Genomic DNA, 24622 nt, shown 5'->3' on the forward strand with positions numbered 1-24622 from the left:
GACCTGGGCGAAACCGCCCCGGATGTCCAGCTCGTAGCTCTTGCGCTGCTCATGGCGCGACCTCTATAACGTCTCCAGCAGGTATCGGCGGGGATGGCCGGAAATGGCAGTTGCCGCCGACCAGGGGGATCCTCGGCTCCGCCGCGATCGGCATCACCGCCCGCAGACCGACGGAGACCTCAGCCATGACCGACGACGCCTACCGTGCTGCCATGATCCGGCTTGCCGCCGACCCCGGCTTCAGAGCCGAACTCGACGGCGACAGCGCCGAGGTGGCCCGAAGACTCGGCCTGACGCCCGCCCAGGTCGACGCACTCCGCTCCCTGCGCATCGAGTCCGCGGCCGGTGGGGGACCGGCCGCACTCGACCCGCGACTGTCCAAGTCCTCCTTGTTCTTCGGCAGCGCGGCACACGCGCTGGCCCACCACGACGTTCCGGCGCACACCGAGGCGGCGCCTGCGCACACCGACGTGGCCGCGAACACCGAGGTCCCGGCGCACTCCGACGTGCCCGTGGACACCGGCGTTCAGGAGGGCTTCGGCGGCGTCGACGCGTCCTCGACCGGCGCCCACAGCCTGCTGGGCGGCGAGCTGTTCGAGCGCTCCCCGGGCGAAGTGGGCGGCGGCGCGGCCGAGTTCGGCGGATCCGGTGAGTTCGGCGGCTTCGGGGGCTTCGAGAACGGGGGGGACGGCACGGACCTCGGCGGTCTCGGAGGCCATGCCGGGGGCGCCGAGGGAGACTTCGGCGGGTTCGGCGACGGGAACGACGGCGGCTTCGGCCACGGCGGCTTCGGCGGCGCCGACGGTGGTTTCGGCGAGGGTGGTTTCGGCGGGGCCGACGGTGGATTCGGCGGGACTGACGGTGGTTTCGGCGGCTTCGGTGACGGCGGTGCCGGATCCGGTGACTTCGGAGGCCATGGCGACTTCGGCGGCCACGGTGGCTTCGGCGGGGCCGGTGGCGAAGACGGTGGCGACGCCGGTCACTTCGGGCACGGCGGCATCTACGACCGCGGCGAGGACGGCGGCGGCGACAGCGGTGGCGGTGGCGGTGGCGAGGGCGGTGGCGGTGAGGGCGCCGGCGAGAACGGCCGTCGTCCCAGTGGCGGTGGTGAGCCCGGTGGTGGTGGCGGCGACGGTGGTGGCGGTGGCGGTGGTGAGGGCGGCTCGGATCCGATGGAGAACGGCCGTCGTCCCAGTGGCGGTGGTGAGCCCGGTGGTGGTGAGCCCGGCGGTGGTGGTGGCGGTGGCGGTGGTGAGGGCGGCTCGGATCCGATGGAGAACGGCCGTCGTCCCAGCGGTGGTGGTGAGCCCGGCGGTGGTGGTGGCGGTGAGGGCGGTGGTGACGGTGGCGCGGATCCGATGGAGAACGGCCGTCGGCCCAGCGGTGGTGGCGGGCCCGGCGGCGGTGAAGGCGGCAGCGGCGACGACGGCGTAGGCGGTTCGGAGAACGGCCGACGCTTCGGCAGCGGCGGCGGTGGCCGCGAAGGCTCCCTCGGCGGTGCCGAGACGCCCGTGCGCGGCGGCATCGACCTGCCCGGCGTCGGCGGCGCGGCCACCCGCATGACGCCCTCCGCGCCCGAGGCGGACGGCGGCTTCAACGGCGGAACCTTCCTCAGCGGTTCCGGCGGAGGCTGAGCCACCCCATGCTCTGCCATGTCTGCCGCGTCCACACGCGGCGCGACTTCCCGTACTGCCTGCGCTGCGGCACCCTGCGCCGCGGCGCGGCCCCCACGGCGTACGCCGCGCCCCAGCTGCGCGGCCTCGACGACCCCGCCCTGCTGGTCCCGCTGACCGGCCCGGTCACCACACTGGGCCGCGGCGCGGACAACGACGTGGTCCTCGCCGACGGCAGCGTCTCGCGCCGCCACGCCCGCATCGTCCGTAGCTCCGAGGGCTTCCGGATCGAGGACCTGGACTCCTTCAACGGCACGGCGGTCGCGGGCGTCGAGCTGCACGGCGGAGCGGCCGGCCTCGCCGACGGCACCGAACTGTCCGTGGGCGACGTACGCCTGGTCTTCGAGCAGCCGCGCGACGCGCGGATCGGCTCGCGCACGATGGTCGTCGGCACCCAGCTGACCCAACTCCCCACCCCCGCACAGGAGGAGGCCCCGGAGGCGACCGGCCCGCTCACCGCGCGCCCCCGCCGCCGCTCCGGCTGGGCGCTGAAGCAGGTGCCCAGCGGCGGCGGCGAGCCCCGCTGGGTGCTCAGCAGCACCCGCACCGGGCGCTACCTGGAGCTGGACGAACGCCAGGTCTTCCTGTGGCACGCGGCCGACGGCGAGAACACCGTACGGGACCTGCTGTTCGCGTACGCCGAGCGCTACGGCGAACTCGCCCTGCCCCGCATCGAGTCCGCGCTGGCCGCCTTCGCGGACGCCGGGCTGCTGCGCGGCCTGCCGGGCCGCCCGGAGACGGAGCAGCCGAAAGGCCTGCGTCGCGCGGCACGTGCGGTCCACCGCGCCCTGCTGAAACTGGAGGTGTCCGTACCCGGCCTCGACCGGCTGGTCACCCGCCTCTACCAGGCTTTCGGCTGGCGGCTGTTCACCCGCACCGGGGTGACGCTGGGCTGGCTGTCCGTCGTGGGCGGCCTCGTCGCGTTCCTCTCCGCGCAGGGACACCACCGCCTGCTGGACTTCGGCGGAGCGGGCGCGTGGGGCCCCGTGCTGCTCATCGCCGGATACGTGACGGCGCTGCTCGTCCACGAACTGACCCACGCGCTCGCCGTGAAGTCGTACGGCCGCACGGTGCGGCGCGGCGGGTTCCTGCTGATGATGGGCATGCCGTTCGCGTTCGTGGACACCAGCGACATGTGGTTCGGCTCCCGCTGGTCACGCGTCGTGGTGGCCCTCTCCGGGCCGCTGTCCACGGCGGCCCTGGCCGGCTGGTGCGCGACGGGCGCGGCCCTGCTGCCCGCCGGACCGGCCTCCGCCGTCCTCTACCACCTGGCCTTCGGCCTCTACCTGAACACCCTCTACAACTTCAACCCCCTGATGCCGCTGGACGGTTACCAGGCGCTGACCGACGCGCTGCGCGTGCCGCGGCTGCGCGAGGAGGCGAGCGCGTACTTCCGTACCGGCCTGTGGCGGGACCTGCGCGCGGGCAACCGGCCGGGCCCGCGCCAGGCGGGCATGGCCGCCTACGGCCTGGCCGTCGTCGCCGGCACCTACGGCTTCCTCGCCCTGGCCGTGCTGGCCTGGCGCTCCCGGATCGGCGACCTGCTGGACGGCAGGCTGGCCGCACCGTGGACCACCGTGATCGAGACCGCCGTGGTCGCGCTCGTGACCTTCCCGGTGTGGTCCGCGCCCGTACGCGCGCTGACCCGCCTGATCCGGCGCCGCCGCCAGGCGCGCGGAGCAGCGCTCCCCGGCACGGTCTCCGGCGCTCCGGTGGAGGGAACGGCATGACACAGCCACCGGACGGGACCGGCTGGGCCGTGCCCGGCTACGAGCCGCTGCGCACCCTCGGCGAGGGAGCGGGCGGCCGGGTCGTACTGGCCCGGCACACCGCGACCGGCGCCCCCGTCGCGATCAAGTACCTCAGCCAACGCCTGTACGGCGACCGGGAGTTCCTCGCCCGCTTCCGTGCCGAGGGCCGGCTGCTCGGCGAGCTGCGGCACCCTTGCGTGGTCCGGCTCTACGAGTACGTCGAGGCGCGCGCCGGTGCCGCCATCGTCATGGAGGCGGTCGACGGGGTCAGTCTCCGCCGGCTGCTGCACCGGCACGGCACGACCGGACCCGAGGCGGCGCTCGCCCTGCTCAAGGGTTCCCTGCTGGGGCTCGGCGCGGCACACGCCGCCGGAGTCGTGCACCGCGACTACAAGCCGGAGAACGTGCTGGTCCGCGCCGACGGCAGCAGCGCGCTCGCCGACTTCGGCATCGCCGTGCGCAGCGGCCGGGAGACCGAGGCCGCGGGCACGCCCGCCTATATGGCGCCCGAGCAGTGGCAGGGCGAGGCCGCCGGACCGGCCGCCGACGTGTACGCGGCGTCGGTGGTGTTCTTCGAATGCCTCACCGGACGGCGGCCGTTCGCCGCCGCCGACATCACCGCACTGAGCCTCCAGCACCTGCGCGCCCCCGTCCCGCTGGACGACGTACCCGAGCCGGTGCGCGCACTGCTGCGCGCCGGTCTGGCGAAAGACCCGGCCGACCGGCCCGGCGTCGAGGCCTTCCTGGCCGACCTCGAACGGTGCGCCACCGAGGGCTACGGCGCGGGCTGGGAGGAGCGGGGCCGACGGCGGCTCGCCGAACTGGCCGCGCTGCTGGCCCTGTTGTTCCCGCTGACCGCGACCGCGACCCTCGACGGCTCGGCCCGCGCCCTGACCCTGCTGGGCCGCCTCAAGCGCGGCGGCTGGAAGGCGGCGACCGGGGCGACGGCGCTCGTGATCGTCGCGGGCGGGGCGGCGACGTACGCGAAGGACCGCCCGCACGAGACGGCGACGACCGTGGCGGTGACGACCCCGTCTCCCGTCAACTCGCCGACGCTGCCCGGCACTTCGCCCTCATCCTCGTCGGCGTCCGCCTCGCCGACGGCCGACGCGTCGCCCTCCGGCACACCCTCGGACAGCCCGTCGTCGTCCCCGTCCTCGGCGTCGCCCTCGCCGTCGTCCCTGTCGCCCACCCCGTCCACGGGCACGACCGCGCCGACGGTGACGCCGATCAGCGCCTCGCCCAGCGAGGCCACCGCCGGTACGGTCACGATCACCGTCGGCTCCTGGCAGCGCGGGCAGCGGCCGGGCACGGTGGTCGCGGCGGTGACGGTCGAGACCACGGGCACCGGGCCGCTGACCGTCACGGCGAACTACTACGTCGACACGCCCGCCGAGCCCTACGGCTCGCAGACGCAGCCGCTGTCCGGCAGTACGCGGTACACCGTGACCTTCGAGGCCGACTTCTCCAACCACCCGTGCCGGGGCACCTGGGACGTCACCCTCACCAGCGACCCGCCGTCCGCGAACGGCCCCCAGACCGCGTCCCTGGACGCACCGCCGTGCTGAGCGCCGCCCCGCCGCCCCTCAGCCACGACGAGATCGGATCGAGATGACGACAGCCACCACGGTGGCCGGCCTGCCCCTGTCCGCCTGGACCCGGGACGCGCGCCACGGCACCTGGCACGCCCTGCTCCCGGCACAGCCCGGCGAACCGGTGCGCGGCGCGCTGCGCGTCGACCACGCCCTGCTCACGCCCGAGGGCACGCGCGAGCGCCTGGCCACGGCGGTGCTCGCCACCGCGAAGCTCCGGCTGCCCGGACTGCTCGGCACGGTCGACCTCGTCGCCGAGGCGGGCGAGGTCTGGCTGATCACGGCCCGGCCGCCGGCGCCCGTCCTCGCGGACGTGCTCTCGGCCGACGGCCCCCGCCCGGACGCGGGCAGCGCGGCGAGCGTGCTCAACGAGACCACGCAGACCCTGCTCGCCCTGCACGCGGCAGGCCTCGCCCACGGCTCGCTCGGCCCCCGCACCGTGGTCCTCGCACCGGACGGCGTCGCCCTGCTGGCCGAGGCGGCACTGGCCACGGCGCTGGGCGACACACCGGCCGCGGACCTCACCACGGCCGACACCGAGGCCGCCGACACCCAGGCCTGGGCCGCTCTGGCCCGGACCCTCGGCGCCGCCTGGGCCACCGCGGGCACCCCAGCGGCCGACCTCTTCACCCGCTGCGCCACCACCGCCGAAACCGAGGGCCTCGCGGCGGCCCGCACCGCCTTGGTGTCCGGCCGTGCCTGCCTCCCGTCGGACTTCCTCCGCCGCACAGCACTGCGCACGGCGGCAACCAGGACGAGCCCGGACTTCGCTCCGCTCGCCACGCTTCCGCATCAGCCGCGATCGCCGGCCGACGGCGCCGCCGGCTCGACCGCGCCGCCCAGCGACGCGGCGGCGGGCGCTCCCGCCGCCGTCCCGGCCGCCCCGCCCCCCGTCACCGATCGTCCCGTCGGCCCGGCTCTGCCGGACGGGCAGGCCACGGTGCTCGGCCGTGCCCGCCGTCCCTCGGCGCCCGCCGGGCACGACGCCGTCCCGGACGAGCAGGCCACCACGCTCGGCCGGCGTAACCGGGGCGGTGCTGCGGCGGACCCCTTCGCAGAGGACGGCGGTGAGATCGTTCTCCGGTTCGGACCCGGCGTGCCCCTCGACGCCGCGCACGTCCCGTCCGGCCCGGCGTCCGCCGTGCCCCCGGCCCCCGCGCGCCGCCCCCGGCGCAGACGCCGTGCCTGGGCCGGCCTCGTGGCTCTCGCAGCGATCGTGGCCGTCCTGCTCTGGCTGTTCCTGCGCCCCACGCCGGCCCCGGCCGTCCTCGCCGTGCGGGTCCATGCCCCCGCCGAGGAGTTGCGCTGCGGTCAGACGGCCGATCTCGTCGGTGTCGTGACCACCGACGGCACGGGCGGCCCCGTCACCTACCGCTGGCTCCGCAGTGACGGGCACGACTCGGGGGAGCTGGTCAGCACCGCTCGCCGCGGCGAGCGCACGCTCCGCGTGCACCTGCGCTGGACGGTCCGCGGCCCCGGCCGCTTCCGCGGCAACGCGCGCCTGCGGATCGCGCACCGGCCACGCCCGCTGGAGGCGGCGGCGACCTTCAGCTACGCCTGCTCCTGAACCAAAACCGCCGCGGCCCTGGCCACGGCCACGTACGTGTCGGATTCCCGCCAGCGGACGGGTGCCGCGGTGCTCGATCCTGGACGCATGCAGACAGGGATGCACCTCGACCGGGAGCACTGTGTACGCGCCGTGCAGTCCAAGGACGCACGGTTCGACGGCTGGTTCTTCACGGCCGTCCTGACCACCCGCATCTACTGCCGGCCCAGCTGCCCGGTGGTCCCGCCCAAGCCCGAGAACATGACGTTCTACCCGAGCGCCGCAGCCTGCCAGCAGGCCGGTTTCCGGGCCTGCAAGCGCTGCCGGCCGGACACCAGCCCGGGTTCCCCGGAGTGGAACCGGCGCGCCGACCTGGTGGCCCGGGCCATGCGGCTGATCGCCGACGGCGTCGTGGACCGCGAGGGCGTGCCCGGACTCGCCGCCCGGCTCGGCTACAGCACCCGGCAGGTGGAGCGGCAGCTCCTCGCCGAGCTGGGGGCCGGACCCCTCGCACTGGCCCGCGCGCAGCGCGCCCAGACCGCGCGGCTGCTCATCGAGACGACCCCGCTGCCCATGTCGGAGATCGCCTTCGCAGCCGGTTTCTCCTCCATCCGCACCTTCAACGACACCGTGCGCGAGGTCTTCGCCCTCGCCCCGGGCGAACTGCGCGCCAGGGTGCCGAGGAACACCGCGGCGACGACCACCCCGGGCACCCTCTCCCTACGGCTCCCGTTCCGCGCCCCGCTCAACCCCGACAACCTCTTCGGCCACCTCGCCGCCACTGCCGTACCCGGCGTGGAGGAGTGGCGGGACGGCGCCTACCGCCGCACGCTGCGGCTGCCGTACGGGCACGGCATCGCCGCGCTCGCCCCTCGCCCCGACCACATCGCCTGCCGCCTGACCCTGAGCGACCTGCGCGACCTCACCGTGGCCATCAGCCGCTGCCGCCGGCTGCTCGACCTGGACGCGGACCCGGTCGCCGTCGACGACCAGCTGCGCGCGGACCCGTTCCTCGCGCCCCTGGTCGACAAGGCCCCGGGCCGCCGGGTGCCGCGCACGGTCGACGAGGCCGAGTTCGCCGTCCGCGCGGTGCTCGGGCAGCAGGTCTCCACGGCTGCCGCCCGCACCCATGCGGCCCGCCTGGTCACCGCGCACGGCACACCGCTGGACGACCCCGAGGGTGGCCTCACCCACCTCTTCCCGTCCCCCGAGGCGCTGGCCGCCGTCGATCCCGAGACCCTCGCCATGCCCCGCACCCGGCGTACCACCATCACCACCCTGGTCGGCCAACTGGCCGACGGCACCCTCCACTTGGGAGTCGAGTCCGACTGGCCCCAGACTCGCGCCCGGCTGCTCGCCCTGCCCGGCTTCGGCCCCTGGACGGTCGACGTCATCGCGATGCGCGCCCTCGGCGACCCCGACGCCTTCCTCCCCACCGACCTGGGCATCCGGCGCGCCGCACAGGAGCTGGGCCTGCCGTCCACCCCGGCGGCACTCACCACCCGCGCGGCAGCCTGGCGGCCCTGGCGGGCCTACGCCGTCCAGTACCTGTGGGCGACCGACAGCCACCCGATCAACTTTCTTCCGGTGTAAGGAGTTTGGAGATGAAGCAGTACACCGTCATCGAGAGCCCCTACGGCCCGCTCACCCTCGTCGCCGACGACGGCATCCTGTGCGGCCTCTACATGGCGGACCAGCGCCACCGCCCCTCGGAGGAGACCTTCGGCATGGGGGTCCCCCCGCGCGAGCGAAGCCGAGCGTGGGGGAGAGGCGACACCCTCTTCGCCGAGGCCGAGGAACAACTGACGGCCTACTTCGCAGGTGAGTTGAAGGACTTCTCCCTCGAACTCCGCCTGCACGGCACCCCGTTCCAGCGCAGCGTCTGGGACCAGCTGATCCGCATCCCGTACGGCGAGACCCGCTCCTACGGTGAACTCGCCGACGCCCTCGGCAACCCAGGCGCGTCCCGCGCGGTCGGCCTCGCCAACGGCAAGAACCCGATCGGCATCATCGTGCCCTGCCACCGCGTCATCGGCGCGTCCGGCAGCCTCACCGGCTACGGCGGCGGCCTGGACCGCAAACGCCGCCTGCTCGACTTCGAGCGGGGAGCCGCGCTGTTCTAGGCCCGTCCTACTCGCTCCCGCTGCTCAACCGGAGCAGCAGTTCGGGCAGGGCGACGCCGATGGGCTCACGGATGACCTCGTCGGCGCGGTCGTCGTACGGTGTCGGCTCGGCGTTGACGATGACCAACCGGGCGCCGTGATCGGCGGCGAGCCCGGCGAGTCCCGCGGCGGGCTGCACCTGGAGGCTTGTCCCGACGGCGATGAACACCTGGCAGGCCTTGGTGATGGCCACGGCCTCGCCGAGCACGACCGGGTCGAGGCGCTCGCCGAACATCACCGTCGCCGACTTGAGGATGCCGCCGCACTTCAGGCACGGCGGGTCGTCCTCGCCGGCCTCGACCCGGGCGAGCGCGTCCTCCATGGGGCCGCGCGCATGACACTTCGTGCACACGACACTGCGGGCGGTGCCGTGCAGTTCGAGCACCTTGCGGGCGGGCATCCCGGCGAGCTGGTGCAGCCCGTCCACGTTCTGCGTGATCACCCGCACGGGCACACCGGACCGCTCCAGCTCGGCCACGGCCCGGTGCGCGGCGTTCGGCTCGGCCTTGAGCGTCCGGTTCTTCCGCCGCATCTGCCACGAGCGCCGCCGGATCTCCGGATCGCTCATGTAGTACTCGTACGTCACGAGCTTCTCGGCCTCCGGATCCCGCCGCCACAGCCCGTTGGGCCCGCGGTAGTCGGGGATTCCGGAATCGGTGGAGACACCGGCGCCACTGAGGATGGCGACGAGGGGCTTGTTCATGGCCCGAGGGTAGGACGCCGGTTTGCAGGAGGCGAGCGGAATTCGGGTGCGTCCGTCTGTCGCAAACGTGCCACAAACCAGCTGCCACCAGGCCTGCTGACACCTCGGCCCGAGCTCCGCGCATAGGGTCTTGGGAATTCCCTTACCCTTTCCCAGGAGGCCACGTGGAGCTCAACTCGCGTACGTTCCCCACCCGTCGAGGGCTTCTGCGCACCGGCGCGGGCGCGGGTCTCGCCGCGCTCGGTCTCGGATTCGGCGCCCAGAGCGCGTCCGCGTCGGTGGCCGCGACCAAGCGTTTCGACCTGTCCAAGCCCTCCTACGACCTGTTCCGCAGCAAGCAGCTGCACAGCAACCGCGTCCAGCAGAGCTTCGCCTTCGACTCCGTCAACAAGCGCCTGTTCGTCGCCGCCAAGCGGACCGGCAGCCCGGAGTCGGCCGGTGACCTGTGCATCAGCCACCTCGACCTGCACGGCAACTACGTCTCGTACATGCACCTCAACGGGTTCGGCCACGGCGTCGCCTTCGGTGTCCGCTCGAGCGGCAGCGACAGTTACCTGTGGATCGAGTGCGAGGCCAACGGGAACGGCTACGGCACCAAGCTCGCCGTGATCAAGTACCGCGCGGGCACCACCCTCGACGCGTCGTCCCGGACCTTCGGCCGGTGGCAGCCGATATCCGGCGCCTCGGAGTACACCTGCTCCATCGACCCGGTGTACAAGCGCATGATCGTCCGCTACCACAAGGACGGCGCCAAGCACATCGCCGTCTACAACCTCTCCGACACCGACCGCGGCGACTTCAGCAGGCCGGTCGCCAAGTTCACCCCGCCGTCGATCCCCGGCACGGCCCAGGGCTACACGCTCTACGGCTCGTACATGTACTTCCAGACGGGCGACCACTACTCGGCCTCCAACCCGGTCCCCGGAAACACCTACCTGACCAGCATCAACGTGAACACCGGCAAGATCGCCCAGGGCCCGATCTTCACCAAGGCCGGCTCCACGCTGCACTGGCGGGAACCCGAGGGCCTCGCCGTCTACCGCACCGACACGGGCGAGTCCCGCCTCTTCCTCGGCTTCGCCACCGGCGACGAGGGCGACCGCCGCTCCAGCATCTTCTACAAGAAGGATCTGGTCTAAAAGAGCTGACGGAGCGTCAGGGTCAGGCAGTGTCGGCCCCGGCGGTGCTAGCTTCCCCGTATGGCCAAGGTGAGTGTCTCGCTCGATGCCCAGCTCGTCGTTGAGGTCATGGTGCTTGCGGGGGTGAACAACCCGCAGGACGCGGTCGAACTCGTCGTGCGCGACTACATCGAGCGCGGGCACCGCACGGAGGCGCGAATCGCCGCCCGGGAGGAGGCCCTTCGGGAGGTGGATGCCAAGCCGCGGGATCCGGAGGGCTGAGCGGCACCGGGGGTCGGCGGCGTCAGGGGCGCGTCCCCAGGCCGAGTTCCGCGAGGCGGGACAGGACGGGGACGGCCGCGGCCAGCGCCTCACGTTCCTCGGGGGTCAACTCGTCGAGCAGCGGGCGGAGTTGGCGTGCCCGGTCGTCGTGCCGGGACCGGCCGATCCGCCTGCCCTCCTCCGTGATGTGGACCAGGACGGCGCGCCCGTCCGTCGGGTCGCGCCGGCGTTCCACGAGCCCGTCGCGCTCCAGGCGGGTGACCAGCTGGGTGATCCCGGGCTGGCTGATCTGCTCCGTCCTCGCCAGTTCCGTCGTCCGCAGCGGACCGCGGAAGGCCAGCGTGTCCAGCACCGACAGCGTCGTGAACGCCAGCTGCTGCACGGTGGGCAGCCGGATGTAGAAGCGGTTGAAGTTCTCGATGGCCGCGGTGAGTTCGTCGACATTCAAGTCAGCGTCCCGGCCGGTCTTCTGAGGTTCGTTCACCCTGGAAATGTATCGCATGCTTATATAAGCTCGTGATGCAATACGGCATCGTGCCTCGGCGCAACGGCGCGTCGTCCCACCTCCGAAAGGGACACAACCATGACTGTGCGCATCGGCATCAACGGTTTTGGACGCATCGGCCGCAACGTGTTCCGCGCGGTCGCCGCCCGCGGCTCAGAGCTGGAGATCGTCGCCGTCAACGACCTCGGCGACGTTCCCACGATGGCCCATCTGCTCGCCCACGACTCGATCCTCGGCCGGTTCCCGGAGGAGGTCGCCGCGGAGCCGGACGCCATCCGCGTGGGCAGCCGTACGGTCAGGGTGCTCGCCGAGCGCGACCCGGGCGCGCTGCCCTGGGGCGACCTCGGCGTGGACATCGTGATCGAGTCCACCGGCGTCTTCACCGACGCCGCCCGTGCCCGCGCGCACCTCGACGGCGGCGCGAAGAAGGTCGTGATCGCGGCCCCGGCCAGCGGCGAGGACATCACGGTGGTGCTCGGCGTGAACGAGGACGCCTACGACCCCGAGCGCCACGCCATCGTCTCCAACGCCTCCTGCACCACCAACTGCCTTGCCGTGCTGGCCAAGGTGCTGCACGAGAGCGTGGGCATCGAGGCGGGCATGATGACCACCGTCCACGCCTACACCCAGGACCAGAACCTCCAGGACGCGCCCCACAAGGACCTGCGCCGGGCGCGCGCCGCGGGCCTCAACATCGTGCCGACCTCCAGCGGCGCCGCCAAGGCCATCGGCCTGGTGCTGCCCGAACTGGCGGGCAGGCTGGACGCGTTCGCGCTCCGCGTGCCCGTGCCCACCGGCTCCGTCACCGACCTGACCGTCACCCCGAGCCGGCGCACCAGCGTCGAGGAGGTCAAGGAGGCGTACGCCGAGGCCGCCGCCGGCGCCTACAAGGGCCTGCTGTCCTACACCGAGGCCCCGCTCGTCAGCACCGACATCGTCGGCGACCCCGCCTCCTGCGTCTTCGACGCCGAGCTCACCCGTGTCACCGACGGCCAGGTCAAGGTCGTCGGCTGGTACGACAACGAGTGGGGCTACTCCAACCGCCTGGTCGACCTCGCCCTGCTGATCGGCGCCACTCTCTGAACACCGGCCGGGCCGGCCGCTCAGGCCACCCGGTGGCCGTTCTCCAGCTCCGCCGTGCCCGAGCCCTCCGTCAGGACGTCCAGCGCGGCGAGGACACGGCTGCCGAGGGCGCCGAGGAGGTGGTCGGTGATCTCCTCGCGGGGGACCAGGCGCCAGGACAGCAGCTCCTCCTCCTGCAGGCGGATGGCCTTGAGGTCGGCGTCGGCGAGGACACCACCGTCGTACACGTACGCCACCAGCGGCGGCCGGCCCGCGCCGAGGACCCAGTCCACGGCCAGCAGCCGGCCCGGTTCCCGGTCGAGGCCGATCTCCTCCAGCGTCTCGCGGCGCGCCCCCTGGCGGGGCGTCTCGCCGTCGTCCGACTCGATCGTGCCGCCCGGAAGTGCCCAGCCCTCACGGTAGTTGGGCTCGACGAGCAGCACGCGTCCCTCGGCGTCCCGGAAGAGGGCGGCGGCACCGGCGAGGACGCGGGGGAGGCCGGCGATGTACGAGGCGAAGTCCTGGGTCGTGGTCATTGAGGAAGGGTAACCAGACGGCGCGGCGCTACGGCGCGTCCGTCACCAGGCGCACCGTGCGTTCGGCCAGCGCGCTGATCCGTACCCCGTCGAAACCGAACACCGCGCTGCGGACCGTGTCCTCCAGCGGGTCCCGCCACTGGGCCGGGACGGCCGCCGCGCCGGTGCGCACCCCGGCCACCGAGCCCGCCGTCGCCCCGTTGGAGTCGGTGTCCAGGCCGCCGCGCACGGTCAGGGCGAGGGTGCGGGTGAAGTCGTCGTCGCCGTACAGCAGCCCCGCGGTGAGGACGGCCGCGTTCGGCACGGTGTGGATCCAGCCGAGCCCGGCGGTCTCCGCGGACACCGTGGCCAGGGTCTCCTCCCAGGGCAGGCGGGTCTGGTGCAGCGTCATCACCCGGCGCACGGTCCGCGCCAGGCGGCTGCTCGCCGGGATCACCCCGAGCGCGCTCTGAAGCGCGTCGCGCACGGTCGGGGCGGTGAACGCCGCCGCGATCAGCGCGGCGGCCCACATCGCGCCGTAGACGCCGTTGCCGGTGTGGGAGAGCACCGCGTCCCGGCGGGCCTGCCCGGCCGCGCCCAGCGGGTCGCCGGGGCGGGTCCAGCCGTGCACGTCGGCGCGGATCAGGGCGCCGATCCACTCCTGGTACGGGTTGTCGTACGTCGCCGTCAGCGGCGGCTTCAGCCCGTTCGCGAGGTTGCGGTACGCCGCCCGTTCCGCGGTGAAGGTCTGCAGGTACGGCAGCCGCAGCAGCCACAGGGCGCCGACCTGCTCGGTGCTGAAGCCGAAGCCGTGGGTCTCCAGCAGGTCCAGGCCGAGGATCGCGTAGTCGACGTCGTCGTCCCGGCAGCTGCCGTGGATCCTGCCGCGCACGCACTCGCGCCACTCGGGGCGCAGCACGGCTCGGTCGGCCGGGTCGCCGGGCTCCGGCAGGTAGTCGGTGAGGGGCAGGGCGGCGGCCTGCCGCAGATAGCGGTCGATGCGCTCGCGGGTCCACACCTCGCCCTGCTCGACCGGCTTGCCGAGCATGTTGCCGGCGATCCGGCCGAGCCATCCGCCGTGGACGCGGTCGGCGAGCTCCGGCCCGGTGAGATGCCGCCCGGCGAGAACCGGCGCGGCGTGCTGGGTGCTCATGGCTGGGGTCTACCCGTTTTCCCGGCCGGCGCGCAGGGGCTGACCAGCCTGCGGTCGGTGCATGACGGCGGGGGCGTCCTCCGGCTATGGTCGCAGCGGCGCGACTGGCCCTGACGTGCGCGGGGCCCGGAGAGCAAGGGGAAAGCAAGGTGGCGGACGCTGCAGTGAACGAGACCCGTCGGGTGCTCATCGCCGCGGACAAGTTCAAGGGCTCGCTGACGGCCGTACAGGTCGCGGAGCGGGTGACGGCCGGGCTGCGCCGGGTCGTGCCGGGCGTCGAGGTCGAGGCCCTGCCGGTCGCCGACGGCGGCGACGGCACGGTCGACGCGGCCGTCGCGGCCGGGTTCGAACGCCGCGAGCTCCGGGTCACCGGGCCGCTCGGGCAGGAGGTCACGGCCGCGTTCGCGCTGCGCGGCGACACGGCGGTCGTGGAGATGGCGGAGGCGAGCGGCCTGCAGCGGCTGCCGGCCGGTGTCTTCGCGCCGCTCACGGCCTCGACATACGGCTCCGGGGAGCTGCTGCGGGCCGCGCTGGACGCGGGCGCGCGGACGATCGTGTTCGGCGTGGGCGGCAGCGCCACGACCGACGGCGGCGCCGGGATGCTGGCCGCGCTGGGCGCGCGCTTCCTGGACGACAAGGGCGAGCCGGTGCCGCCGGGCGGCGGCGGTCTCGCCGGTGTGGCGAGCGCCGACCTGTCGGGCCTGGACCCCCGCCTGTCCTCCGTCGAGCTGATCCTCGCCAGCGACGTCGACAACCCGCTGACCGGCCCCAAGGGCGCGCCCGCGATCTACGGCCCGCAGAAGGGGGCCTCGCCGGACGACGTGGACACCCTGGACGCGGCCCTCGCGCACTTCGCCGAGGTCCTGGAGGCGTCCGTGGGGCCGCGTGCCGCCGAGTACGCGGCGGCGCCGGGCGCGGGCGCGGCGGGCGGCATCGGCTACGGCGCCCTCCTGCTGGGCGCCCGCTTCCGCCCCGGCATCGAGGTCATGCTGGACGTCCTGGGCTTCGCGCCGGCGCTGGACCGGGCCGACCTGGTGATCACCGGCGAGGGCTCCCTGGACGAGCAGACCCTGCACGGCAAGGCCCCCGCGGGGGTCGCCGCCGCCTCCCGGGCCGCGGGCAAGGAGGTCGTCGCGGTGTGCGGGCGGCTGGCGCTGGAGCCCGCGGCGCTGGAGCGGGCCGGGATCCGGCGGGCGTACCCGCTGACGGAGGTCGAGCCGGACGTGGCGAAGTGCATCGCGGACGCCGGGCCGATCCTGGAGCGGGTCGCCGCCAGGATCGCCGAGGACCGCCTGGGCTGAGGGGGAGGGCGGAGGGCGCTCGGCGGACCGGGCGCCCCTGCTGCTCCGGTGGCGCGGCACGCCCTCGTGCGTGCCGTCCGCGGCTCGGCAGGAACCGGAGGCAGCTGATACGCAAAACGGGTGTGGCCCGAGCCATGGAGGCTCGGGCCACACCCGTCGGTGCCGGTGCTGAGGCTAGGGCAGCTGGGCCGCCCGCGCCTCCCGGCGGTTGTCGCGGAAGTTGTTCACCCGGCGGGCCGTGGCGAACAGCGGGATCACCGCGCCCATGACCAGCTGCAGCGCGCAGCCGGTCTGGAGGAGCAGCTGGCCGCTCGGGGCGTCCAAGGCCCAGGCGGCCAGGAGGCCCATGGACAGGACGATCCAGGCGAGCATCGCCCCGGCGAGGCGCCCCCTCGGCTTCGGGTACTCGACCCGGCTCACCATCAGCCAGGCCGTGCCCACGATCGCCAGCAGCGTCGCCACGAAGGGCAGCTCCAGCAGCACGATCGAGACGACGGTCAGCGCGCCGAACGGCGAGGGCATGCCCTGGAACATGCCGTTCGGCGGTGTCACGCACGAGAAGCGCGCCAGGCGCAGGACGACGGCCAAGAGCACCACGATTGCCCCGAGCGCCGCCATTTTCTGGTGCGCGTCGTCCGCGACCATGCCGTAGACGAGAACGAAGTACGCCGGCGCCAGGCCGAAGCTGATCAGGTCCGAGAGATTGTCCAGCTCCGCGCCCATCGGCGACGAGCGCAGCTTGCGGGCCACCAGGCCGTCGAACAGGTCGAACACGGCCGCGCAGAGCATCAGGATGACCGCGGTGGCCGCGCTGTGCCGGGCCATGCCCGTCTCCTGGTCGCCCGTGAGGTGCGGGATCAGGATGCCGGTGGTGGTGAAGTACACCGCCATGAAGCCGCACGTGGCGTTGCCGAGCGTGAGGGTGTCCGCTATCGAGAGGCGGAGAGAGAGGGGCATCTCCTCCTCTTCGTCGACCTCGTCGGCCTCGGGCACCCAGCCCGCCTGTGTCTCCGGATCAGTCACGGTCAATGCGAGTCACCCCAGCCACGGTCTTCTGCCCGACCTCGACCGCGACCTCCACGCCCTCGGGCAGGTAGATGTCGACACGCGAGCCGAAGCGGATCAGACCGATGCGGTCACCCTGCTCGACCTTGGTGCCCTGGGGCACGTACGGCACGATGCGACGGGCCACCGCGCCGGCGATCTGGATCATCTCGATGTCGCCGAGTTCGGTATCGAAATGCCAGACTACGCGCTCGTTGTTCTCGCTCTCCTTGTTGAAAGCCGGAACAAAGCCGCCGGGGATGTGCTCGACCGACGTCACCGTGCCCGCGAGGGGCGCGCGGTTGACGTGGACATTGAGCGGGCTCATGAAGATCGCGACGCGGGTGCGGCCGTCCTTCCACGGCATGATGCTCTGCACCACACCGTCGGCGGGCGAGATGACCCGGCCCTGGGCGATCTCGCGCTCGGGGTCGCGGAAGAACCACAGCATGCCCGCGGCGAGCGCGGTGGCGGGCACGGCGACGGCCTTGGCGGCGCCGGAGCGGCGGGCCCGGGCCAGGCTGAGGGCTGCGGTGGCGACGGTCGGGAGAAGCCACGGCGATGCTCCGCGCGCGAGGCGTACGCCGGCCAGGCTGTCGCGAGGTGCAGAGGTTTGGCTGTGGGGCATGGATGACCTTCGTAGCGGACGATGCCGCGCTTCGATGGGGGACGGCGGCTTTCCCGGGATCGTACCGGTCGCGGGCTACAACTGGGCAAGCCAGGAAGCCGAGTCGGCGGCTGAAGAGTGCCTACGGGGTGTGATCTTCTTCTCGAAGAAAACACCCCGTTTCCGGACAATCAGCCCTGGAACCGATACTCTTCGAGCAACCTGCGCCCGATGATCATTTTCTGGATCTCGGCGGTACCTTCACCGATGAGCAGCATCGGAGCCTCGCGGTAGAGGCGCTCGATCTCGTACTCCTTGGAGAAGCCGTAGCCGCCGTGGATCCGGAAGGCATCCTCCACGACCTCCTTGCAGTACTCGGAGGCGAGGTACTTCGCCATCCCAGCCTCAAGGTCGTTTCGTTCCCCGGAGTCCTTTTTGCGTGCTGCGTTGACCATCATGGCATGCGCGGCCTCGACCTTGGTGGCCATTTCCGCCAGCTTGAACTGAATGGCCTGGTGCTGGGCGATCGGCTTGCCGAAGGTGTGCCGCTGCTGGGCATACTGTACGCCCAGTTCGAAGGCACGCTGAGCGACACCGCAGCCACGCGCCGCCACGTTGACGCGGCCGACCTCGACGCCGTCCATCATTTGGTAAAAACCCCGGCCGGTGACGCCGCCGAGCACCCGGTCGGCCGGAATGCGCAGGCCGTCCATGATCAGCTCGGTGGTGTCGACACCCTTGTAGCCCATCTTGTCGATCTTGCCCGGGATGGTGAGGCCGGGGCGGACCTCGCCGAAGCCGGGCTCCTTCTCGACCAGGAAGGTCGTCATCGACTTGTGCGGGGCCGTGCCCTCGGGGTGTCCTTCGTCACTTCGGACCAGAACGGCCACCAGGGACGACGTACCGCCGTTCGTCAGCCACATCTTCTGGCCGGTCAGGACGTACTCGTCGCCGTCCTTGACCGCCTTCGACGTGATCGCCGACACATCGGAGCCCAGCGCCGGCTCCGACATCGAGAAGGCGCCCCGGATGTCACCGGCCGCCATCCTCGGAAGGAAGTGGTCCTTCTGCTCCTGCGTCCCGTGCTGCTTGAGCATGTACGCGACGATGAAGTGGGTGTTGATGATGCCGGACACCGACATCCAGCCGCGGGCGATCTCCTCCACGCACAGCGCGTAGGTGAGCAGCGACTCGCCCAGGCCCCCGTACTCCTCGGGGATCATCAGACCGAACAGGCCGAGTTCCTTCAGGCCGTCCACGATCTGCTGCGGGTACTCGTCACGGTGTTCCAGCTCCGTCGCGACAGGAATGATCTCCTTGTCGACAAAGTCCCGGACGGTGGAGAGGATCTCCTGCTGGACGTCGGTCAGACCGGCGGTCTGGGCGAGACGGGCCATGGCCTACTTCTCCTGCTGCTTCAGTTCCGGGCGGCCGGGCTGCTCGCCGCCGCGCTCCTTGATGTACGTCTCGGTGGGCACCATGACCTTGCGGCGGAACACGCAGACCAGCGTGCCGTCCTGCTTGTAGCCCTTGGTCTCGACGTAGACGATGCCGCGGTCGTTCTTCGACTTCGACGGCCACTTGTCGAGCACGGTCGTCTCGCCGTAGATCGTGTCGCCGTGGAAGGTCGGCGCCACGTGCTTGAGCGACTCGATCTCCAGGTTGGCGATCGCCTTGCCGGAGATGTCCGGCACGGACATGCCGAGGAGCAGCGAGTAGATGTAGTTCCCGACGACGACGTTCTTCCCGAAGTCCGTCGTCTTCTCCGCATAGTTGGTGTCCATGTGGAGCGGGTGGTGGTTCATGGTGAGGAGACAGAACAGGTGGTCGTCGTACTCCGTGACCGTCTTGCCCGGCCAGTGCTTGTACGTCGCCCCGACCTCGAACTCCTCGTAGGTGCGTCCGAACTGCATCGCGCTCAGGGCTCCTTAGCTGGCGGGGATCTCGAACTTGCTGGTGCGCTGCATGCCGGCGGCGCGGCCCTTGCCGGAGATGACCAGGGCCATCTTGCGGCTGGCCTCGTCGATCATCTCGTCGCCGAGCATCGCGGAGCCCTTCTTGCCGCCCGCCTCGGACGTGTAGTAGTCGTACGCGTCCAGGATCAGCTCGGCGTGGTCGAAGTCCTCCTGCGAGGGCGAGAAGATCTCGTTCGCGGCGGCGACCTGGTCCGGGTGGAGCACCCACTTGCCGTCGAAGCCGAGGGCCGCGGCGCGCTGCGCGACCGCGCGGTAGCCCTCCTGGTTGCGGATCTGCAGGTAGGGGCCGTCGATCGCCTGGAGGTTGTTGGCGCGGGCGGCCATCAGGATCTTCATCAGGATGTAGTGGTAGGCGTCCGCCGGGTAGCCGGGCGGCTGCTCACCCACGACCAGCGACTTCATGTTGATGGAGGCCATGAAGTCGGCCGGGCCGAAGATGATCGTCTCGACGCGCGGGGAGGCCTGCGCGATCGCGTTGACGTTGTTCAGGCCCTGCGCGTTCTCGATCTGCGCCTCGATGCCGATCTTGCCGACCTCGAAGCCCATGGTCTTCTCGATCTGCGTCAGCAGCAGGTCCAGGGCGACGATCTGCTCGGCGGTCTGCACCTTCGGCAGCATGATGCAGTCGAGGTTCTGGCCGGCGCCCTCGACGACGGTGACGACATCGCGGTACGTCCACTCGGTCGTCCAGTCGTTGACGCGCACCACGCGCGTCTTGCCCGTCCAGTCGCCCTCGTTGAGGAACTTGACGATGGTGTGCCGCGCCTCGGGCTTGGCGAGCGGGGCGCACGCGTCCTCCAGGTCGAGGAAGACCTGGTCCGCCGGGAGGCCCTGCGCTTTCTCGAGGAAGCGCGGGTTCGAGCCCGGTACAGCCAGGCAGGAGCGCCGCGGGCGAAGGCGGTTGACGGTCGTCATGCGGGGACCTCCAGGGGGTCGAGCTTGTTCGCTTTCCGGATCTCGTCGACGATGCGGCCGATGATTCCGGTGATGTCGAAGTCCTTCGGTGTGAAGACCGCGGCCACTCCGGCGGCTCGCAGCTCTTCGGCGTCACCATTCGGGATGATGCCACCGGCGATCACCGGTATATCTGTGGCACCGGCCACACGGAGGCGTTCCAGCACGTCCGGAACGAGCTGGGCGTGCGAGCCGGACAGGATCGACAGGCCCACCGCGTGGACGTCCTCGGCCAGGGCCGCGTCCACGATCTGCTCCGGGGTGAGCCGGATGCCCTGGTAGACCACCTCGAAGCCGGCGTCCCGCGCGCGGACCGCGATCTGCTCGGCGCCGTTGGAGTGCCCGTCCAGGCCCGGCTTGCCGACCAGGAAGCGCAGCTTGCCGGCGCCCAGGTCGCGGGCGGTGGCGTCCACCTTGGCGCGGACCTCGGCCAGCGGCGAGCCCGCCTCGGCGGGGACGGCCACGGGCGCCGAGGAGACCCCGGTGGGCGCCCGGTACTCGCCGAACACCTCGCGCAGGGCGCCCGCCCACTCGCCGGTGGTGACCCCGGCGCGGGCGCACTCCAGCGTGGCCTCCATCAGGTTGCCGGTGCCCTTGGCGGCCTCCTTCAGCCGCTCCAGCGCCTTGCAGGGGCGCGGGTGGTTGAAGGGCGGCTGGTACCGCGTGTCGCGCCAGTTCTGCAGCGCGCCGATGACGCGGGCCTCGACCGCGGGGTCGACCGTCTGGATCGCGGTGTCCAGGTCGGCCGTGAGCGGGTTCGGCTCGGTCGTCTCGAATATGTTGACGCCGATGATCTTCTCCTGGCCGGACTCGATCCTCGCCCGCCGCTCGGCGTGCGAGGAGACGAGCTGCGCCTTGAGGTAGCCGGACTCGACGGCGGCCATCGCGCCGCCCATCTCCTGGATCCGGTCGATCTCCGCGAGGGACTCCTCGACGAGCGCCGACACCTTCTTCTCGATGACGTGCGAGCCGTCGAAGATGTCCTCGTACTCCAGCAGGTCGCTCTCGTGCGCGAGGACCTGCTGGATGCGCAGCGACCACTGCTGGTCCCAGGGCCGCGGCAGGCCGAGGGCCTCGTTCCAGGCGGGCAGCTGGACGGCACGTGCGCGGGCGTCCTTGGAGAGGGTCACCGCCAGCATCTCCAGCACGATCCGCTGGACGTTGTTCTCCGGCTGCGCCTCGGTCAGGCCGAGCGAGTTGACCTGGACGCCGTAGCGGAACCGGCGCTGCTTCGGGTCCTCGATGCCGTACCGCTCACGGGTGACCTTGTCCCAGATGCGGCCGAACGCCCGCATCTTGCACATCTCCTCGACGAAGCGGACGCCCGCGTTCACGAAGAAGGAGATACGGGCCACCACGTCGCCCATGCGCTCCTCGGGCACCTGGCCGCTGTCGCGCACGGCGTCGAGGACGGCGATCGCGGTGGACATCGCGTACGCGATCTCCTGCACCGGCGTGGCCCCGGCCTCCTGCAGGTGGTAGCTGCAGATGTTGATCGGGTTCCACTTCGGGATGTGGGAGACCGTGTACGCGATCATGTCCGTCGTCAGGCGGAGCGAGGGCCCCGGCGGGAAGACGTGCGTCCCGCGGGACAGGTACTCCTTGACGATGTCGTTCTGGGTCGTGCCCTGGAGCTTGGTGATGTCCGCGCCCTGCTCCTCGGCGACGACCTGGTAGAGCGCCAGCAGCCACATGGCGGTGGCGTTGATCGTCATCGAGGTGTTCATCTGCTCCAGGGGGATGTCCTGGAACAGCCGGCGCATGTCACCGAGGTGCGCCACCGGCACGCCGACCCGGCCGACCTCGCCGCGGGCGAGGATGTGGTCGGAGTCGTAGCCGGTCTGCGTCGGCAGGTCGAACGCGACCGACAGGCCGGTCTGGCCCTTGGCGAGATTGCGCCGGTACAGCTCGTTGGACGCCTCGGCCGTGGAGTGACCGGCGTACGTGCGCATGAGCCACGGCCGGTCCTTCTGACGCTCAGTCATCTATGACCTCGGGTGTCCTCAGATGTTACGGAAACGGTTGATGGCGTCGATGTGCTTGGCGCGCATCTCCTCGTCGCGCACGCCCAGGCCCTCCTCGGGGGCCAGGCACAGCACGCCGACCTTGCCCTGGTGGAGGTTGCGGTGCACGTCGTAGGCGGCCTGGCCGGTCTCCTGAAGGGAGTAGACCTTCGACAGGGTCGGATGGATCTTGCCCTTCGCGATGAGCCGGTTGGCCTCCCAGGCCTCGCGGTAGTTGGCGAAGTGCGAGCCGATGATCCGCTTCAGGGACATCCACAGGTAGCGGTTGTCGTACTCGTGGTTGTAGCCCGACGTCGAGGCGCAGGTGACGATGGTGCCGCCCTTGCGGGTGACGTAGACCGAGGCGCCGAAGGTCTCGCGGCCCGGGTGCTCGAAGACGATGTCGACGTCCTCGCCGCCGGTGAGCTCACGGATGCGCTTGCCGAAGCGCTTCCACTCCTTCGGGTCCTGGGTGTGCTCGTCCTTCCAGAACTTGTAGCCCTCGGCGTTGCGGTCGATGATCGCCTCGGCGCCCATGGACCGGCAGATGTCCGCCTTCTGGTCGCTGGAGACGACACAGATCGGGTTGGCGCCGCCCGCGAGCGCGAACTGCGTGGCGTACGAGCCGAGTCCGCCGCTCGCGCCCCAGATCAGGACGTTGTCGCCCTGCTTCATGCCGGCGCCGTTGCGGGAGACCAGCTGGCGGTAGGCGGTGGAGTTGACCAGGCCCGGGGCCGCGGCCTCCTCCCAGCTGAGGTGCTTGGGCTTCGGCATCAGCTGGTTGGACTTGACGAGCGCGATCTCGGCGAGGCCGCCGAAGTTGGTCTCGAAGCCCCAGATGCGCTGCTCGGGGTCGAGCATCGTGTCGTTGTGGCCGTCCGAGGACTCCAGCTCGACGGACAGGCAGTGCGCGACGACCTCGTCACCGGGGTTCCAGGCGTTGACGCCGGGGCCGGTGCGCAGGACGACGCCCGCGAGGTCGGAGCCGATGATGTGGTACGGCAGGTCGTGGCGCTTGGTCAGCTCGGAGAGCTTGCCGTAGCGCTCCAGGAACCCGAAGGTCGGCAGCGGCTCGAAGATCGAGGTCCACACGGAGTTGTAGTTGACCGAGGAGGCCATGACGGCCACCAGGGCCTCGCCCGGGCCCAGCTCGGGCACCGGCACCTCGTCCAGGTGGATCGACTTGCGCGGGTCCTTGTCGCGGGTCTCGAGGCCCGCGAACATCTCCGTCTCGTCCTTGTGCACGGTGATCGCGCGGTACGACTCGGGGAGCGGCAGGGCGGCGAAGTCGGCGGACGTGGCGTCCTTCGACTGGATCGCGTCCAGGATGTCCTTCACGGTCACGGTGTTGCCTCCGGCGGTGAGCGCCCTGAGGGAGGGGCGCTGGGGATTCGTCGGTGCTGATGGAAATGCTGCTGCTGAGGGTTTTGTGAAAGAGATGCCGTCGGTTCGGCGGGTGGAGCTTCGGCAGCGCTTTGTGGCGCGGAGGTTGCCTGTGACGCAGGCGTCCGGACGGGCAGGCCTTGGGCTTGCTGGGACAGCCGGCACACGATCGGTCTCTGCGTGCCGGCCGCCCGGACAACACCAACGTATGACACCGCGTGTCAGGTCGCAAGGCACTGAGTGCCAGGAATTGGGCTCAGGTGAAATCTTTACTTGACAGATGAGCGATGATCGATCGAACGGCCTCTTAAATGTGCCTGAAAAGGGCCTCTGACATGCCAAAACGGCCACCCGGTCGGGTGGCCGTCGTCACAGCGCTCGCGAGGTCCGCGAGCCGCTCAGCGGTCCTTCAGAGCCTCCTCGATGGTGCGCATGACCTCGTCCAGCGGGGCGTCGGTGCGGGCGACCGTCACCAGGACCTCGCCCTGCGCGGAGACCGTCGCCGGGGACGTGGTGGCGGCGGGTCCCGCGGCCGGGCCGCGGCCGGCCCCGATCCCGGTGCCGAAGGTCTTGCGGACGATGGCGAAGGCGTGGTCGAGCTGAGCCTCGACATCGCCCTGGCCGCCCGCGCGCAGCCAGCGCCTGAGGACGTGGTTGTGCGCCGTGACCACCGCGGAGGCGGCGACCTCGGCCAGCAGCGGGTCGTCGTTGGCGTCGTCGGCATGTGCGTGCTCGTCGAAGTGGCCGAGCAGATAGCGGGTGAACAGGCGCTCGTAGCGGGCGACCGAGGCGATCTCGGCCTCGCGCAGGGTGGGCACCTCGCGCGTGAGCTTGTAGCGGGCGACCGAGATCTCCGGCCGGGCCGCGTACATCTTCATGACTTCCTTGATGCCGCGGCACACGGTGTCGAGCGGGTGCTCGTGCGCCGGGGCGGCGTTCAGGACCGCCTCGGCACGGATCAGGGTGTCGTCGTGGTCCGGGAAGATCGCCTCTTCCTTGGAGCGGAAGTGGCGGAAGAAGGTGCGGCGGGCGACCCCGGCGGCGGCTGCGATCTCGTCGACGGTCGTAGCCTCGTACCCCTTGGTCGCGAACAGCTCCATGGCTGCCGCCGCCAGCTCTCGGCGCATTTTCAGCCGCTGGGCGGCGGCGCGACTGCCTGCGGCACTTTCCGGTGCGTCGGGCGTGGCTGGTGTACGTGCGGACTTGGCGGGCTGGGACATGACCCGAACGTACTGCATGTGCGCAGCTCGATGCGCAGGTCCGGGGTTTCCCCCGCCCTCGCGGGGCGGGGG

22 protein-coding genes are annotated in these 24622 nt (G+C 71.7%); 10 read left to right on the forward strand and 12 right to left on the reverse strand.

Going from position 1 to position 24622, the window contains the following annotated elements; translation table 11 throughout:
• Window positions 1–185 precede the first annotated feature (185 nt).
• From ACWD35_RS30760 to ACWD35_RS30785, 6 genes are all read left to right on the forward strand, one after another.
• Window positions 186–1634, forward strand: coding sequence for a hypothetical protein (locus ACWD35_RS30760; protein ID WP_451354602.1), 1449 nt, complete (start codon window positions 186–188; stop codon window positions 1632–1634).
• An 8-nt stretch (window positions 1635–1642) separates the two neighbouring features.
• Window positions 1643–3403, forward strand: a complete 1761-nt coding sequence (locus ACWD35_RS30765) for an FHA domain-containing protein (RefSeq protein WP_451354603.1) — start codon at window positions 1643–1645, stop codon at window positions 3401–3403.
• Entirely contained in the window at window positions 3400–4992 is a 1593-nt protein-coding gene (locus ACWD35_RS30770; protein ID WP_451354604.1) for a protein kinase domain-containing protein, read from the forward strand. The genes ACWD35_RS30765 and ACWD35_RS30770 overlap by 4 nt, the downstream gene beginning before the upstream one ends.
• 43 nt (window positions 4993–5035) lie before the next feature.
• Window positions 5036–6583, forward strand: coding sequence for a hypothetical protein (locus ACWD35_RS30775; protein WP_451354605.1), 1548 nt, complete (start codon window positions 5036–5038; stop codon window positions 6581–6583).
• Window positions 6584–6670: 87 nt separating this feature from the next.
• Window positions 6671–8155, forward strand: coding sequence for an AlkA N-terminal domain-containing protein (locus tag ACWD35_RS30780; RefSeq protein WP_451354606.1), 1485 nt, complete (start codon window positions 6671–6673; stop codon window positions 8153–8155).
• Between the two features lie 11 nt (window positions 8156–8166).
• Window positions 8167–8685, forward strand: a complete 519-nt coding sequence (locus ACWD35_RS30785) for a methylated-DNA--[protein]-cysteine S-methyltransferase (RefSeq protein ID WP_451354607.1) — start codon at window positions 8167–8169, stop codon at window positions 8683–8685.
• Window positions 8686–8692: 7 nt separating this feature from the next.
• Here the strand turns inward: ACWD35_RS30785 and ACWD35_RS30790 are convergent, their stop codons facing one another.
• The gene (locus tag ACWD35_RS30790) at window positions 8693–9427 is read right to left on the reverse strand and encodes an SIR2 family NAD-dependent protein deacylase (protein ID WP_451354608.1); all 735 of its coding nucleotides are present in this window, start codon (window positions 9425–9427) and stop codon (window positions 8693–8695) included.
• Window positions 9428–9591: 164 nt separating this feature from the next.
• Between ACWD35_RS30790 and ACWD35_RS30795 the strand changes: the two genes are divergently transcribed.
• Both ACWD35_RS30795 and ACWD35_RS30800 read left to right on the forward strand, forming a co-directional pair.
• On the forward strand, window positions 9592–10566 hold the full coding sequence (locus tag ACWD35_RS30795) for a phage baseplate protein (RefSeq protein ID WP_451354609.1): 975 nt from the start codon (window positions 9592–9594) through the stop codon (window positions 10564–10566).
• 60 nt (window positions 10567–10626) lie between these two features.
• The gene (locus ACWD35_RS30800; protein WP_451354610.1) at window positions 10627–10827 is read left to right on the forward strand and encodes a DUF2191 domain-containing protein; all 201 of its coding nucleotides are present in this window, start codon (window positions 10627–10629) and stop codon (window positions 10825–10827) included.
• Between the two features lie 22 nt (window positions 10828–10849).
• Here the strand turns inward: ACWD35_RS30800 and ACWD35_RS30805 are convergent, their stop codons facing one another.
• Complete coding sequence (locus ACWD35_RS30805) at window positions 10850–11311, reverse strand: MarR family winged helix-turn-helix transcriptional regulator (RefSeq protein ID WP_451354611.1); 462 nt, start codon at window positions 11309–11311, stop codon at window positions 10850–10852.
• Between the two features lie 99 nt (window positions 11312–11410).
• Between ACWD35_RS30805 and gap the strand changes: the two genes are divergently transcribed.
• Window positions 11411–12415 carry a type I glyceraldehyde-3-phosphate dehydrogenase gene (gap, locus tag ACWD35_RS30810; RefSeq protein WP_451354612.1) on the forward strand — a complete coding sequence of 335 codons (1005 nt, stop codon included), beginning with the start codon at window positions 11411–11413 and terminating at the stop codon, window positions 12413–12415.
• Window positions 12416–12435: 20 nt separating this feature from the next.
• Here gap and ACWD35_RS30815 read toward each other — a convergent pair whose 3' ends face one another.
• Together ACWD35_RS30815 and ACWD35_RS30820 are read right to left on the reverse strand one after the other, a co-directional pair.
• On the reverse strand, window positions 12436–12930 hold the full coding sequence (locus ACWD35_RS30815) for an NUDIX domain-containing protein (protein ID WP_451354613.1): 495 nt from the start codon (window positions 12928–12930) through the stop codon (window positions 12436–12438).
• Between the two features lie 28 nt (window positions 12931–12958).
• On the reverse strand, window positions 12959–14062 hold the full coding sequence (locus ACWD35_RS30820) for an ADP-ribosylglycohydrolase family protein (protein ID WP_451354614.1): 1104 nt from the start codon (window positions 14060–14062) through the stop codon (window positions 12959–12961).
• A 164-nt stretch (window positions 14063–14226) separates the two neighbouring features.
• Here ACWD35_RS30820 and ACWD35_RS30825 point away from each other — a divergent pair, with 164 nt between their 5' ends.
• A complete protein-coding gene (locus ACWD35_RS30825) occupies window positions 14227–15363 on the forward strand; it encodes a glycerate kinase (RefSeq protein ID WP_451354615.1) in 1137 nt (378 codons plus the stop codon).
• 174 nt (window positions 15364–15537) lie between these two features.
• Here ACWD35_RS30825 and pssA read toward each other — a convergent pair whose 3' ends face one another.
• The 8 genes from pssA to ACWD35_RS30865 all read right to left on the reverse strand — a co-directional run bounded on the left by pssA (window position 15538) and on the right by ACWD35_RS30865 (window position 24550).
• Window positions 15538–16392, reverse strand: coding sequence for a CDP-diacylglycerol--serine O-phosphatidyltransferase (pssA, locus tag ACWD35_RS30830; protein WP_451354616.1), 855 nt, complete (start codon window positions 16390–16392; stop codon window positions 15538–15540).
• Window positions 16379–17035 carry a phosphatidylserine decarboxylase gene (locus tag ACWD35_RS30835; RefSeq protein WP_451354617.1) on the reverse strand — a complete coding sequence of 219 codons (657 nt, stop codon included), beginning with the start codon at window positions 17033–17035 and terminating at the stop codon, window positions 16379–16381. Before ACWD35_RS30835 ends, pssA begins: the two co-directional genes overlap by 14 nt.
• A 170-nt stretch (window positions 17036–17205) precedes the next feature.
• The gene (locus tag ACWD35_RS30840) at window positions 17206–18411 is read right to left on the reverse strand and encodes an acyl-CoA dehydrogenase family protein (RefSeq protein ID WP_451354618.1); all 1206 of its coding nucleotides are present in this window, start codon (window positions 18409–18411) and stop codon (window positions 17206–17208) included.
• A gap of 3 nt (window positions 18412–18414) precedes the next feature.
• Window positions 18415–18927 carry a MaoC family dehydratase gene (locus ACWD35_RS30845; protein WP_019757884.1) on the reverse strand — a complete coding sequence of 171 codons (513 nt, stop codon included), beginning with the start codon at window positions 18925–18927 and terminating at the stop codon, window positions 18415–18417.
• Between the two features lie 15 nt (window positions 18928–18942).
• Window positions 18943–19905, reverse strand: a complete 963-nt coding sequence (locus ACWD35_RS30850; RefSeq protein ID WP_451354619.1) for an HpcH/HpaI aldolase/citrate lyase family protein — start codon at window positions 19903–19905, stop codon at window positions 18943–18945.
• Window positions 19902–21929 carry a protein meaA gene (locus ACWD35_RS30855; RefSeq protein ID WP_451354620.1) on the reverse strand — a complete coding sequence of 676 codons (2028 nt, stop codon included), beginning with the start codon at window positions 21927–21929 and terminating at the stop codon, window positions 19902–19904. Before ACWD35_RS30855 ends, ACWD35_RS30850 begins: the two co-directional genes overlap by 4 nt.
• 18 nt (window positions 21930–21947) lie before the next feature.
• Entirely contained in the window at window positions 21948–23285 is a 1338-nt protein-coding gene (gene ccrA / locus ACWD35_RS30860) for a crotonyl-CoA carboxylase/reductase (RefSeq protein WP_451354686.1), read from the reverse strand.
• Window positions 23286–23728: 443 nt separating this feature from the next.
• Window positions 23729–24550 carry a TetR family transcriptional regulator gene (locus ACWD35_RS30865; RefSeq protein ID WP_451354621.1) on the reverse strand — a complete coding sequence of 274 codons (822 nt, stop codon included), beginning with the start codon at window positions 24548–24550 and terminating at the stop codon, window positions 23729–23731.
• Window positions 24551–24622: the final 72 nt, after the last annotated feature.

The sequence above is a fragment of the Streptomyces sp. NPDC002671 genome (genome assembly GCF_053592475.1).